This window comes from Kitasatospora sp. NPDC008050 (assembly GCF_042957465.1).
Classification (GTDB): domain Bacteria; phylum Actinomycetota; class Actinomycetes; order Streptomycetales; family Streptomycetaceae; genus Kitasatospora.
This window is the reverse complement of the sequence record NZ_JBIBIJ010000019.1, coordinates 1-13,016: the sequence shown is the minus strand read 5'-3', so window position 1 is coordinate 13,016 and position 13,016 is coordinate 1. Positions and strand designations below refer to the sequence as shown.

At 72.0% G+C, this 13,016-nt stretch carries 15 protein-coding genes; 2 read left to right on the top strand and 13 right to left on the bottom strand.

Going from position 1 to position 13,016, the window contains the following annotated elements:
• Nucleotides 1-2: 2 nt before the first annotated feature.
• The 5 genes from ACFZB9_RS29460 to ACFZB9_RS29440 all read right to left on the bottom strand — a co-directional run bounded on the left by ACFZB9_RS29460 (nucleotide 3) and on the right by ACFZB9_RS29440 (nucleotide 4,340).
• Complete coding sequence (locus ACFZB9_RS29460) at nucleotides 3-173, bottom strand: hypothetical protein (RefSeq protein WP_391452155.1); 171 nt, start codon at nucleotides 171-173, stop codon at nucleotides 3-5.
• 43 nt (nucleotides 174-216) lie between these two features.
• Nucleotides 217-648 (bottom strand): GNAT family N-acetyltransferase, encoded by a 432-nt coding sequence (locus ACFZB9_RS29455; protein WP_391452153.1) that lies wholly within the window; start codon nucleotides 646-648, stop codon nucleotides 217-219.
• Nucleotides 649-659: 11 nt separating this feature from the next.
• Entirely contained in the window at nucleotides 660-1,820 is a 1,161-nt protein-coding gene (locus tag ACFZB9_RS29450; protein WP_391452456.1) for a hypothetical protein, read from the bottom strand.
• A gap of 62 nt (nucleotides 1,821-1,882) precedes the next feature.
• Complete coding sequence (locus ACFZB9_RS29445; protein ID WP_391452151.1) at nucleotides 1,883-3,319, bottom strand: hypothetical protein; 1,437 nt, start codon at nucleotides 3,317-3,319, stop codon at nucleotides 1,883-1,885.
• Nucleotides 3,320-3,599: 280 nt separating this feature from the next.
• Nucleotides 3,600-4,340 (bottom strand): chitinase, encoded by a 741-nt coding sequence (locus tag ACFZB9_RS29440; RefSeq protein ID WP_391452149.1) that lies wholly within the window; start codon nucleotides 4,338-4,340, stop codon nucleotides 3,600-3,602.
• Nucleotides 4,341-4,612: 272 nt separating this feature from the next.
• On the opposite strand from ACFZB9_RS29440, the gene ACFZB9_RS29435 reads away from it, so the two are divergent.
• Nucleotides 4,613-5,098 (top strand): NUDIX domain-containing protein, encoded by a 486-nt coding sequence (locus ACFZB9_RS29435; protein WP_391452147.1) that lies wholly within the window; start codon nucleotides 4,613-4,615, stop codon nucleotides 5,096-5,098.
• 94 nt (nucleotides 5,099-5,192) lie between these two features.
• The gene (locus ACFZB9_RS29430; RefSeq protein WP_391452145.1) at nucleotides 5,193-5,777 is read left to right on the top strand and encodes a MarR family winged helix-turn-helix transcriptional regulator; all 585 of its coding nucleotides are present in this window, start codon (nucleotides 5,193-5,195) and stop codon (nucleotides 5,775-5,777) included.
• 26 nt (nucleotides 5,778-5,803) lie between these two features.
• Here the strand turns inward: ACFZB9_RS29430 and ACFZB9_RS29425 are convergent, their stop codons facing one another.
• The 8 genes from ACFZB9_RS29425 to ACFZB9_RS29390 all read right to left on the bottom strand — a co-directional run bounded on the left by ACFZB9_RS29425 (nucleotide 5,804) and on the right by ACFZB9_RS29390 (nucleotide 12,626).
• Entirely contained in the window at nucleotides 5,804-7,480 is a 1,677-nt protein-coding gene (locus tag ACFZB9_RS29425) for a DUF885 domain-containing protein (RefSeq protein WP_391452143.1), read from the bottom strand.
• Between the two features lie 75 nt (nucleotides 7,481-7,555).
• Nucleotides 7,556-8,290, bottom strand: coding sequence for a TSUP family transporter (locus ACFZB9_RS29420; RefSeq protein ID WP_391452454.1), 735 nt, complete (start codon nucleotides 8,288-8,290; stop codon nucleotides 7,556-7,558).
• Between the two features lie 160 nt (nucleotides 8,291-8,450).
• Nucleotides 8,451-8,891, bottom strand: coding sequence for a PIN domain-containing protein (locus ACFZB9_RS29415; protein WP_391452141.1), 441 nt, complete (start codon nucleotides 8,889-8,891; stop codon nucleotides 8,451-8,453).
• Nucleotides 8,888-9,109: a type II toxin-antitoxin system VapB family antitoxin gene (locus tag ACFZB9_RS29410; RefSeq protein WP_391452140.1), complete on the bottom strand. Its 222-nt coding sequence runs from the start codon at nucleotides 9,107-9,109 to the stop codon at nucleotides 8,888-8,890. The genes ACFZB9_RS29415 and ACFZB9_RS29410 overlap by 4 nt, the downstream gene beginning before the upstream one ends.
• Nucleotides 9,110-9,549: 440 nt before the next feature.
• Nucleotides 9,550-10,197, bottom strand: a complete 648-nt coding sequence (locus ACFZB9_RS29405; protein WP_391452138.1) for a hypothetical protein — start codon at nucleotides 10,195-10,197, stop codon at nucleotides 9,550-9,552.
• A gap of 184 nt (nucleotides 10,198-10,381) precedes the next feature.
• The gene (locus tag ACFZB9_RS29400; protein ID WP_391452136.1) at nucleotides 10,382-11,287 is read right to left on the bottom strand and encodes an aldo/keto reductase; all 906 of its coding nucleotides are present in this window, start codon (nucleotides 11,285-11,287) and stop codon (nucleotides 10,382-10,384) included.
• Nucleotides 11,284-12,474, bottom strand: coding sequence for a cupin domain-containing protein (locus ACFZB9_RS29395; protein ID WP_391452135.1), 1,191 nt, complete (start codon nucleotides 12,472-12,474; stop codon nucleotides 11,284-11,286). The genes ACFZB9_RS29400 and ACFZB9_RS29395 overlap by 4 nt, the downstream gene beginning before the upstream one ends.
• A gap of 14 nt (nucleotides 12,475-12,488) precedes the next feature.
• A complete protein-coding gene (locus ACFZB9_RS29390; protein WP_391452133.1) occupies nucleotides 12,489-12,626 on the bottom strand; it encodes a hypothetical protein in 138 nt (45 codons plus the stop codon).
• Nucleotides 12,627-13,016: the final 390 nt, after the last annotated feature.

Here is a 13,016-nt window from a genome sequence, read left to right as displayed (position 1 = left end):
TTTCAGTTCCCCCCGCCCAGCTTCCCGATCCAGTCGCAGCCGCGCCGGTCGGCCGTGGCCGGCGCCGTGTTCGCCAGCGCGAGCAGGACGAAGGCCAGGCCCCACGGCCGGCCCGCCACCACCGCCAGGGTCTCGTTGGCGGCCCGTACCGGGGTGGGCAGCTGCCTGCGCACAACCGGGGGGCCGCACCAGGGCCTGACCGCCGGTGGCCCGCGGTCAGAGCTCGTGGGCGAAGTGGAAGGCCACGATCGACATCCGGCGCCCGTGGTAGAAGCGGTGCGCGCCGTGGTTGGCGACACCCGAGTCCAGCTCCAGGCGCACGCAGCCGACCTGGCGGGCGCGTTCGGCCAGCTGCTCCAGCAGGTGCGAACCGACGCCGCTGGAGCGCGCGTCCGGGTCGGTGACCAGGTCGTCCACGAAGAGCAGCCGGCCCCGGCTGGTGGCCAGCACCCGGTGCGCCGCCACCGCCAGACAGCGCCCGCGCGGGTCGTAGGCGGCCGTGAAGACCAGGCCCTGGGCGTGCGCCTCGGCGGCGAAGGCGGCGAACTCGCCGCGCCCCAGGCCCGGCCGCAGCATCCGGATCAGCGGCGCGACATCGCGCTCCAGCTCCACCTGACCGGGCGCCACATCACAGACGATCAACTCCATGGCACACCAGCCTACGCACGCGCCCGGCTGCGGTAGCCATCGAGCACGTCCTGGCGCAGCAGCAGCCCGAAACCGGCCGCCTCCAGCCGCAGTCCGAGCGCCGCCTCGGTCAGGCCGAGCGCCCGCGCCGCCGTCGGCAGGTGCCAGTCGTGGGCGGCCAGCCGGCCGAGCAGGTGGCCGCGCCTGGTCTGGTTCTCGGAGAGCCGGAAGGACTTGAGGTAGGCGAGCCGGCCGTGCTCGTCGGTGATCGCCTCCGCCAGGTGGTTCTCCTGCTTGAGCCGGAAGGCGGGCAGCAGACGGCGCAGTTCGTAGCGGCCCATCCGGTAGGCCCGCTGCGCCGTGTACTCGGCGCCGAACAGGCCCGCGGCCATGGTGCCGTCGTGGAAGGCCGCCCAGTCGCGCTCCTGCTGCTCGGCCGCGGCCCGCAGGTCGGCCAGCGTACGGATGCCCGGGCCCGGGATCGAGGCCGCGAAGGCGGGCAGCGGGAGCATCAGGGCCGTGTAGTGGTGCACCAGTTCGCCGAACAGGTCGTGCAGCAGGCTGGGGTGCAGCGCGCGGTAGTCCTCGGGGTGCGGCACGACGAAGGCGGCCGCGAGCGCGTCGGCCGCGTACAGCAGCAGGCCGCACTGGCCCGGGTGGATCTCGAACAGCCGCAGCGCGTCCGCCAGGCCCTGAACCTGGCGGCCCAGGTAGGCCTCCTCGGCGCGCGGCGACAGGCCGTGCCGGATCGCCCGCTGCGACCACTCCTGCCAGGCGATCAGCGGGCCGCCGAAGTGCAGCGCGAGATAGCCCTCCAGCGCCAGGTGCAGCGGCAGGAAGCGCAGCCGGGTGCGGTCCTCGCGGCGGGCCATCCGGTGGTGCACCCGCGGCTGCAGCGGCATCGCCCGCGGGGTGTCCGCACCGAGCTGGGTGCCGTAGGCGGCCACCGGGGTGCCGTCGCGGCTCCAGTCGGCCACCAGGCCGTGCGGGATGTACGAGAGGTAGTCCGTGCGGCCGCCGAGCCGCACCACCGCGGGGGCGGGCTCGGCTTCGGCGCACTCGTAGATCCGGCGGTGCAGGCGCAGGTCGGTGATCGGCTGCTCGCGCACCAGCGGGACCAGCCTGATCGCACCCCAGCTCTGCGCGGGGCGGGTGGTCAGACCGGTGAGGTCGAGCGCGGTGGGGTCGGGCACGGTGGGGGCGGGCACGGTGGGGGCGGGGCTGCTCGGGTCGGGGCTGCTCGGGTCGGGGTGGTTCACGGGTGCTCCTCGCTCAGGAACGCCGCCACCCGCTCGGCCAGGTGCGCGCGCAGCTCGGCCACGCCGGTGCGGCCCTCGGCGAACTGCGCGAGCTCCACCAGCGCGGGCAGGTCCTCGGCGTCGCGCAGGCCGGCGGTCGGCACGCCGGGGGCGAGCCGGCGCACGTCGAAGTCGGCCGCGTCATAGACCGGGTTGAGGTGGACGATGCTGGTGCGGTGCTCCGGGTCCAGCCGGGTGCGGTAGACCCTGAGCACCTCGCCGGCCAGCCCGGGCGGGGCGTTGTCCCAGCCGTCGGAGACGATGACCAGCCGGTCGGGCTCGCCCTCCAGGGCGTCCAGGATCCGGTGGCCGAGCGGGGTCGGTCCGGTGGGGCGGGCGAGCAGCGCGTCGGTGCGGCCTGAGGTCCAGCAGGCGGTGTAGCTCCCGGCCAGCTCGGCCAGCAGGAAGTGGCAGGCCAGCGCGGTGGCCAGCGAGCGCTGGCGCTTGGTGGGCGAGGTGAAGCTGGAGAAGCTGTCGTCCAGCACGGCCGCGACCCGGCCCCAACTGCCGCGCTGGGCACCGGCGGCCCGCGCGGCGGCGGCCGTCAGCTCCTCGGTCAGCGCGGCGCGCTGCTCGCGGCGCTCCGCCACCGGGGTGGCCAGCACGGCGGTCACCCGGCGGGTCAGCGTCAGCCGGCGCTGGTCACCGCGGACCAGCGCCACGCCGTGGCGCTGCGCGGAGGCCGCCAGGCGCAGCTGCTCCAGCTCGGTGAGCCGGGGCCGGATCCGCTCCAGGAAGGCGCCGCGCGGTATGCCGTGCTTGACCGCGAAGCCCTCGGCGACGGTGAACGGCAGCTCGTAGAGCGCCGACTGCTCGTAGTGCGCCCGGCGCCAGGCGTCCAGCAGCGGGGCCCGGTAGTGGCCGCGGCGGCGCGGGGCGAACAGGAAGTCGCCCAGCTCATCGCCCGGCGGTGCGAAGCGGCCGTGCCGCATGGCCGCCTTGAGGCCGCTGCGGTACTTGACCGCGTCGAAGGCCGGATCGGGCCGGGCGGCCAGCCAGTCGCGCATGATCGCGCGGGTGCGACGGTTGTTCACCTTGGCCCGGCGCAGCTGCCCGAACAGGCGGTAGACCCGCTGTGGCGGCAGCAGGCGCAGACGCCGGGCGATCAGCCGGCCCTCGGTGCGGCGCTCCTCGGCCGTCGCCTCGCCGGCGTGGACCAGCAGCTCGCGGACGATCAGCGCCGCGTTGTGGTCGTTGATGCCCAGCGCGAGGGTGGCGGCGTACAGCTCGCGGTAGTTGACGCGCAGGTACTCGTGCAGGAAGTCCAGCGAGAGCCGCTGCTCGGCCGCGCCGGAGTGGAACTCGCGCTGGCCGGTGGCGGTGATCGCGGCGTTGACGAAGAGCAGCACGTCGTCGGCGGCGATCAGGTCGCCGTACTCGTCCAGCTGCTCCATCTGTGCCTCCCCCGCTGCCTGTTGAGCGACGGCCGGCCGGGGAATGGGGGCACGAGCTGCGAGTCGTCGCGGTAAAGGCGGGTTCCGGAAGTCGCACCGGAGTCCCGCGGCCGGACCGTCGGGTCGACCGTAACAGAGCGCTCGGACACCGGTCCGCTCGTTTTCTTCCCGCCCTGCGATGAAGATCGTCCTGGTGCCGCGGGCATCATCGCGGGGTGTGACGCCAAGGCCCGGGCCGATGAGCAGCACATCGGCCCGGGCCGCCCGCGTCAGGCGCGGATCAGCAGGAGATGTTGCCGCCGCCGACGTCGGTGCCGAGCACGCCGACGAACTTCTTGTAGAGGTTGATCCGGTCGTTGCGCTCGTCCGGGTTCTTGCCGTTGCACTCCAGATCGCCGTTGATGCTGCGGATCGTCTCGCCGAAGCCCTTGCCGTTGACCATCGCGTCGTGCCCGGTCATCGACCCGGCGCCCCGCTGGCTGTTCCAGAACCACAGGCCGGTCTTCCAGGACACGGCGGCGTCCTTCTCCACCTGGTACGGGTTGTGCAGCAGGTCGATGCCCAGGGCGTCACCGGCTGCCTTGTAGTTGAAGTTCCAGCTCAGCTGGAGCGGGCCGCGCCCGTAGTACTTGTCGTTGCCGGCCGGACATCCGTAGGGCCGGCTCTGGTCGCAGTAGTGGCTGTAGTTGGCCTTGTTCTGCTCGACGACGTACTTCAGCCCGACGGTCTCGTGGCCCACGTTGGCCAGGAAGGCCGCCGCCTCGCGCTTGCGCACCGCATCGCTGCCGGTGGTGGTGAAACCCGGGTAGGCGCTCAGCGCGTTGACCAGGCCCTGGTAGGTGTAGAAGGAGTTCCGGCCCGGGAACATCTGGTTGAACTGCGCCTCGCTGACCACGAAGGACCCGGCGGCGGAGGCGGGCACCGCCGGAGCGGCGACCGCCAGCCCGCTCGCGACCGCAGCGGCGCTCAACAGGGCCAGCACGCGGGACCGGGATCGGGACACGGCACGGGACAGGGACATCTGCACTCCTCGGGCAGCATGGAGCCGCCCCGCCTGAGCGGCTCGGGGGGCGGCTGACGTGGATACGCGGCGCTTCGATCGCGAAGCAACGGTGCCAGCATTGCGCAGATTTGGCCGCACTTGCCTTCAATTGACGGCAACTCACCCGTTGGAGACCATTTCGCCCGCACGTTGACGGCAGGGGCCGAGCCGGCCGCACGGGAGGGCAGGCCGCTCCGTCTCCACGTCGCCGGGCCCACCGTCCGGCCTGACCTCCCCGTTAGGCTCGCGGCATGGCTATTCCTCCCTTCCTCGCGGAGCTGCGTGCCCTGGTCGGCACCGGTCCGCTCTGGCTCTCCTCCGTCTGCACCGTCGTCCTGGACGACCAGGACCAGGTACTGCTCGGCCGGCGCGCGGACAGCGGCGCCTGGGCGCTGGTCGGCGGCATCATCGACCCGGGTGAGCAGCCCGCCGACGCGGCGGTGCGCGAGTGCTACGAGGAGACCGGCGTGCACGTGGTCCCCGAGCTGCTCACCTCGGTCACCGTGTCACCGCAGGTCACCTACCCCAACGGCGACCGGACCCAGTACCTGGAGATCACCTTCCGCTGCCGCGCGGTGGGCGGCGAGGCCCGGGTCAACGACGAGGAGTCGCTGGAGGTGGCCTGGTTCGCGCAGGACGCGCTGCCCGAGCTGGACGCCTCCAACCGCGAGCGGCTGAAGCTGGCGCTGGAGTGCACGGGGCGCACTGCGTTCAGTCTGCCCGGCGCGGCAGGCTGACGGTCCGTCAACCTCCTGGTGGCACCGGTTGCCAGGCCGACAGCCTGCGGGTTTGACTGATCGTCATATCGGCCGGATAGAGTACTGATTCATTATGAAGCAGGTACACAACGCAACCGAGCAGCCCACCCACGGCCTGGCCCAGGACGCCGACGACTGCCTCTACGATCCCCGGATCCGGACCGTTCTCTCCGAGTTCACCCTCGGCAACGACACCCTGACCCTGGAGGCCGCGGCCGCCGTGCGGGCCGCCTCGCACTCCGTGGAGCGGCTGCGCAGCCGCGGCGCCCAGGGCCGGGGCCTGAGCTCCGGCGCGCTGGACATCCTGATCCGGCTCGGCGCCACCAGCGGCGAGGCGCTGAGCATCGGCGACCTGGCCCGGTCCGCCGACGTCAGCTCGCGCAACGTCACCGGGCTGGTCGACACCCTGGAGCGCGAGGGCCTGGCCGAGCGGGTGCCCGACCCGCACGACCGCCGCTCGGTGCTCACCCGGATCACCCCGGCCGGGCGCGGCTGGCTGGACACCTTCCGCGAACCGGTCCAGCGCGCCATGGCGGGGGTGTTCCGCGGCTTCACCCCCGCCGACCTCACCCAGCTGCGCCACCTGTGCCTGCGGGTGGTGGAGAACCAGCAGCGGCTGGAGCACTACCTCGCGCAGACCGAGGACGCGCTGCGCTGACGCGCCGCGGCGGAGGGCACCGGGAGCTACAGCCCCGCGAGGTTGTCCGCCAGGTCGTCCAGGCCGAACGACCCCTGCGAAATGGCCGCCATGTGCCAGGACTTGAGGTCGAACGCCGCGCCGCGCTTGTGCTGGGCGGCCGCCCGCCCGGCCAGCCAGGCGCGCTCGCCCAGCTTGTAGCCGATCGCCTGGCCCGGCAGGCCGAGGTAGCGGGTGACCTCGCCCAACTGGCGGGCGGGCGTGCTGCCCTCGTAGGCGGCCATGAACTCCAGGCCCAGCTCCGGCGTCCAGCGCTCGCCCGGGTGGAAGGGCGAGTCGGCCGGGATCGTCAGCCGCAGGTGCATGCCGATGTCGATGATCACCCGGATGATCCGCAGCATCTGCTTGCCCAGGTAACCGAGGTAGCGGCCCGGATCGGTGAGGAAGCCCAGCTCCTGCATCAGCCGCTCGGCGTACAGGGCCCAGCCCTCCACGTTGGCGCTGACCTTGCCCAGGGTGACCTGGTAGCGGCTGAGTTCGTCCTGCCGGGTCACCCACTGGGCGAGCTGGAGGTGATGGCCCGGCACGCCCTCGTGGTACCAGGTGCTGACCAGCCGCCAGGTCGGGAAGGAGTGCTGGCCCAGCGTCGGAAGGAAGGTGCGGCCCGGACGGCTGAAGTCCAGGCTCGGGCTGGAGTAGTGCGGCGCCACCGAGCTGCCCGGCGGTGCGATCAGGGTCTCCACCCGGCGCAACGGGCCCGCGATGTCGAAGTGGGTGCCGTCCAGCGCCTCGATCGCCTCCTCGATCAACTCCTGGAGCCAGGAGCGGATCCCCTCCTCGCCCTCGATCCGGTGGCCGTGCTCGTTCAGGTGGGTCACGGCCTCGGCCAGGCTCGCCCCGGGCAGCACCCGGCGGGCCGCGTCCGTCATCTCGGCCAGCGTCCGGTGGAACTCGCTCCAGCCCCACGCGTACGCCTCGGTGACGTCCACGTCGGCCCCGGTCGACCGCCGGGCGAAGCGCAGGTAGCGCTCCGGGCCGACCGCGTCCGGCACCCCGACCGCCGCCGGGGCGTAGTCGGATCGCAGCCAGTCGCGGAACTCCGCGATGGCGGCGGTGGCCCGCAGCGCCGCGTCGTCCAGTTCGGCGCGCTGCCGCTCGGGACCCTCCGCCACGAAGCCGCTGAACCAGCTCGCCGTGCCGCCCTCTTCACCGGTCCAGGCGGTCAACTGCCCTGTCACCGCCGCGACCTGCCGAGGCGCCGACACCATGCCCCGCGAGATGCCCTCGCGCAGGGTGGACCGGTAGCCGTCCAACGCGCCGGGCAGCGCGCGCAGCCGGCTCGTCACGTTCGCCCAGTCGTCCTCGGTCTCGGTGCTCATGAGCGTGAAGATCCGCCGCAGCGAGTGCAGCGGCGAGTTGAGCGACCGCAGCCCGAAGAAGTGGTCGCCCGCGTCGTGGCAGGCCAGCTCCGCCGTCAGCCGCTCACGCAGCAGCCGCCCGCACGCCTCGTCGACGGGTCCGTCACCGGCGGGCGCCGCGTCCAGCAGCGCCAGCGTGGTGCGGTCCAGCTCGGCCTTGGCCGCGAAGCCCTCCGGCGACAGGTCCGGCTGCCGGTCCATCCCGACCCGCTCCCCCAACTCCGCAGCGATCGAGGGGTCCTGAGCGGCCACCTGCTCGACATAGGCATCGGCGATCCGGCGGGGCGTGAGCTTCACATCTGACATGCGCCCAGCCTAGGGCGTGTCCGGCGACCCGCCCCAGGACCTGGCGTCGAACACGCCCTAGGCGCCGAGCAGGCCCTAGGCGCCGAGCAGGCCCTTCAGCAGCGTGCTGACCCCGCCGGCCAGCGCCAGCAGCAGCACGATCCGACGCGCCGGGCCCTCCGGCACCCGCTCCGCCAGCCACTTCCCGATCACCGCGCCCGCCGCGATCCCCGCCGCCACCAGCAGCCAGGCCGCGGTGCTCAGGTGCGGAGTCCCCTTGGCGGCGATGGAGAAGGCGTTCACCAGCACCCCGTAGAACTGCGCGCTGGGCACGAACTCCCGCGCGGTCCACCCCGCGTTCACCGCGTACAGCGAGACCGCCGGACCGCCCACCCCCGCCGCCGAGTTCATGAACCCGCTCGCCGCCCCCGCCGCGAACGCCCCGGGCACCCCGCGCAGTGCGGGCACCCGGGCCCCACTCATCACCAGCAGGACAGCGGCGGTCACCAGCACCCCCATGCCCACCAGCAGCGCCGGGCCCGACAGCCGCGCGGCCACCCAGACCCCGACCGGCACCGTGCAGCCCGCCGCCACCACCATCGGAACCATCGCGCCCAGCCGCACCTGCCGCCACCCGCCGACCAGCCCGACCGCGCTGATCACCCCCGCCGCACAGTTCGCCAGCCCTACCCCCTGCCCCGCCCCCAGCAGCACCACCAGCACCGGCGCCGCCACCAACGCGAACCCGATCCCCGCCATCCGCTGCACCGAGGCCCCCACCAGCACCACCCCGGCCAGCACCAGCTCCCCGCCCCACCCGCCTGTCACGATTCTCCCCACCCTGCCGCCCGTGCCCAACGCCCCCAGCCTTCCGCGCCCGGCAGGTGAATCTCAACCGCGTTGACACCGGCCGCCGAGGGCTTCCGCCAGGGCGACGTACCGGATCTCTTGCGAGATCTTCGTCGAGCAGAACATCAGTAAGAGCACCACCTCACGGCGTGCCGCTACCCGCCTGTGCCGGAATGTCGCGGACGCTGCGCTGGTGGACGTCGGGCAGGATGCCCGACGCGGTGACGAAGTCGTTGTCGTCGTGCAGCACGATCAGCCCGTGGTGAGCCGCGGTCGCGCAGATCATCAGGTCGACAGTGGACAGCGCCCGGACGGCTCCCCCGGCCCGGGCGAGCTGGAACTGCGCGGACTCGATCCAGCCCCAGATGTTCTTCGGCAGGGGCACGTCCGGGTACAGGTCCGCAAACATCTCGCCCATCTGCTCGTAGTGGACGAGGTGGCGGGCGGAGCGACGGAACTCGGTGCGTTGCGGAGCACAGGATCCGATGACGCGAAGGTCGATGTCCTCTCCCCATGCGTCGTTCAGGTGCGGTTCGCGTGCCAGCCGCCACACGGCGGTGGAGTCCGCGAGGTACTGGATCACTCCTCGCCCCGCTTCTCGGCGTCACGGAGCTGCTGCCATCCCTCGTAGTCCCACTGCTGGGCGGCCTGCATGTGCCGGGCGCGCTGGGCGGCCCGCTCGTGGCGCTCGGCGTACTCACGGAGGGCTGCGTTGACCACGTCCTTCTTGGTCGCACCACCGGAGACGCGCAGGGCCTTCGCGAGGGCGTCATCGTCCAAGTCGATCGTCGTCACGCTCATGCTTGACTCCTCTATATAAGGTCCATATTTCCCTTGAATATCCTAATGCACAGAGGCGCTGCGCTGGGATACAACGGCGGAGGTGCGCGGCCGGAGCAGGACAGGCGTGAAGCCGGAGGCCGTGTTCAGAGTTTCATTACTGGATCAAGGGACGGCCCGCCGGCGGCGGGCCGCGCGCCGCCGCGTTGCCGCCCGCCGCTCCTGTCTCGCGCCCCGCTATGGACGGCCCCGCTGGCGGCGCAAGAACGATTTGGAAGGCAGCGCGGGGCCGGTAGAAGTCCGGACAGGTTCAGCCGGCCCCGGGGGACAGGTCACGGCCGATGGCTGAGCGCCGTTCGGTCGGGCTCCCCGCCCTGGGTGGCGCCGAAGCCGGAAACGCCAAGTGCCCCGACACCGGGAGGGCGCGGGGCATAACTGACAGACAGAGGTTCGCTGAGCCGTCAGGCCGGGATCTCCGAACTCACCGGGACGGGTGGCTGAACGCCCGTGAGCTCGGTGGCACGGGCCACGAGGAGCGGGGCCAGTTCGGGGTAGTAGCCGCGCGCGACGGCTTGCAGCATCTCGGCCAGGGCGACGAGTTCGCCGATTCGGCCGGCGGGGGTGTCGAGCACATCGGTGAACTCTGACCGGATGCGAGCGGCCACCTCGGGGACCAGGAGGCTGTTCACGTACAGGTTGCCCGCGTCGTAGCCGACGGGGAGCATGCCCCAGCGTTCCCAGTCGAGGATGTTCAGCGGTGCGGTGAGGTTGCCCCAGTGCAGGTCACCGTGGCCGGTGGCACGCTCGACCTTGTCCGGTGCGGGGATGCCGAGGAACTGGGGGAACGCCTTCTCGATCCAGCTGTCTCGCACCGTAGTGCGCACGCCCTGAGCCTGACCGAGGCTCGCGGCAGCACGGCGCAGGGTGCTCCACCATTCGTCGGGCAGGTCGGGGTCATGGTCCAGGTCGGGGCGGTGGGGCGAGATGACCGGGTGGGGCACGAAGTCGAAGAGGTCTGCCCCGTAGCCGAAGCCGTCCGTGACCCAGTCGAGGGAGCCGTGCAGCCGGGGGCGCGGCACGTCGTCGGGCACCAGCGCTTCCGCACCCACGATCCCCTCACCCCCAGGCCGGGCGCCTTCGGTCCTCTTGGTCGAGAAGACGCGGAGCCACCGGTCTCCGGCCCGCTGGCTCAGGGTGAGACCGAGGACTCCCCAGACCGGGGAGCCGTCACAGTGCACCCCCAACCGGCAGGCCGCGTCCCGGTGTGCGGCCTCCATCCGCAGCCTGATCGCTTCATCCGGTGGCGAGTACATCAATCACCCTCCCGAGTCGGTCAACGTCCAGTGGTTCGGCCAGCGCCTTGGCAGCATCGTCCCAGTGCTCCGGGCTGCTGGCCGAAAGCAGGACCACGTCCAGCGCGGGGCAGGAGGCCGCCACCAGCACCGCAGCGGCCGGGGCCGACCGGCCGGGGCGGATCAACTCCACCAGTTCGGGTGTCATCAGCTCGGGCAACTCACCGCCGTGCAGCGGTGCCGAGCCAAAGGTGGTCACTCCCAAATGCCGCGTCTCCATGAGCGGTCCATCGCGCACGAGCCCTTGGGCGAACGGCTCGGCCATCACCAGGCTCACCGGCAGTTGCAGCCCGGTGAAGTTGTGCGTGTCAGAGCCAGCGGCCTCCCCTGCGAGGCGGTCGGGTTCGGGCACCGTGAACACACCCGATTCCAGGCCCGACCAGGTGGCGACGCCATACCCGCCGATCCGGCCGGCATGGGCGAAGTCCTCCAGAACGGCGAACGCCGTCCGTAGCTCACCGTGCAGTTGGGCCCGGTCGCGGCCCCGTATGGCTCGTTCGGGGTTGTGAACGAAGACCATGCTGGCGCGGCCCAGCACGTTCAGGGATTGCTCGGTCTGCCAGCGGACGAACGCGGGGTCGAGGCAATGCCCGATGGCCGCCTGTTCCTGGCCGAGCACCCCGGCCGCGACCGCCGCACGCCCCTGCGCGGCCGTGTAGAACCCCGTCTTCGTGCTGACCCCGGCTTCCGGGTGGTCAGCCAGGACCGGCGCCAGTTCCTGGTGTGCCTGGCCGTGGGCGTAGTTGGGGGCCGTGTCCACCCACGCAGCCACGGAGGCGAGGGCGGTGCGCGCCGCCTGCTCAACGGCGCGCACACGGTACGTTCCCAACGCGAGAACGGCGGTCACAGCGCTGTCCCCACCACAGAGACCGCCTGTCCCTCGATCAGGACGGACACCAGCGAGGCCACATCCTTGACCTCCAGGTCGGCCGTCGCAGCCAGCGAGCCAAGCGTGACCGGCTGCCCGGTCAGCAGCACCCGCAGCAGCGGGCCGGCCTGACTCGCGAAATCCCACTCGGTCCCCGCCGCTGCAAGCGTCACCGTGCCCTCGTTCCTGTTCTCCGTCAGCCGTGCCCGAGGAGCGGTCAGGCGAACCGACACCTCCGGGCGAGCAGGCAGGCCGGAGACGTAAGGCAGCGAGGGCACCGCGCGGCCGAAGTGGGTGGTGTCCACCGAATCAGCCCAACGGATGACCAGGTCCGGATCCGCCAGCTCGACCGCCACCACCTCACGCAACTCCCGAACGAACGCCACCTGTTCACGTGGTGAGCCGTGACGCGGAATGTCCAGCCGCAGCGCGAGGCGGGAACGAAGCTGATCCACGACCCAGGTCAGCAGCTCCGCCCCGGTGTGGGTGACCATGCCGAAGGTCAGGTGGAGGGACTCCGTTCCCTGGTCCGCACTGACTGCGTGCCACCAGCCGCGCGGCAGGTAGAGAACATCCCCAGCGGTCAGGACTACGTCAGCCACAGGATCGCCCTGCGGTTCTTCCGGCGACTCCACGTCGCGGAAGGTCGGAGCGGTCCGAGTGAGCCCGTACAGCTTCCAGCGCTTCGACCCGTACAACTGGACCACCACCACGTCGTGGTCGTCCCAGTGGGTACCGAAGCCCTCCCGCTCGGTCCACGACGCGTAGGCGTTCACCTGGACCGGCGTGCCAGTGAAGCGTTCCAGCCCCTCAGCGGCGGCCCCGATCGGCGGGTGCATCGTGTCGATGGAGTCCACGACGAGCGAGGCGCCCTTGGACAACTGGGCGTGCAGGTCGGCCGGTTGGGTTCGATGCCAGGTCACGGCCCGCCGGTTGGTCATCGGCACCGTGTAGCGGCCGTGAGGCACAGCCTCACCGTCCAGGGACAGACGAAGCCGCGGTGGCTCCAGCCGCTGATTGGCGAGGAGCCTGTTCAGGTCGTCCCAGGACAGAAGGCCGGCGACATCGGCGGCCTTGCCCGGGAAGACGGCATAGGAGCGGTGGAGCGTCTGGGCGAGGAAGGACTCCCCGCCCAGACGCACCGCCCACGAAGCAGCATCAAGCATCGTGGGCTTCCGACTCAGGTGTCGTTCTGGTCGGACTTGCCGCCGGTGTTGTCGGACGGCTGCTCGGCACGGGTACGAGCAGCGGTGATCTTCCTGGCAGCGACCAGGAGACCACCGTCAGCGGCCGGAGCCGCCGGGGTGTTCTGCACCATGTGCTTCTTCCCTTCTACTTGGGGGAACTCCCGCCGGGGTTCCGGCGGGAAGACTTTGGGTGGCGCCAGCCGGCCGTGGGGGGCGTGGCGACTGGCGCCGTGGTCCACCCGGTCCGATTTCCCAGGGGACCGGGTGGAGTCTTCGAAGGCCGTCGGGCGCGCGGACGGTCACGGGGCGTCGCGCAGCAGCCGTACGGCTATGCCGCGGGCGACCGTTCCCGGGCGAGGGCATCGGTGTGCGCAGCCCGCACCAGCACGGACAGCCGCACGTCGCCGGTCGCCATCTGGTCCGAGGCGCACGTGAGGTGGGCCGCCGGGCGAGGTACCAGCCCGTGGGCTTGGTCCTTTTCCCAGCGGCCTCCTCCCGAACCCGTCGTGCGACGTTAATCG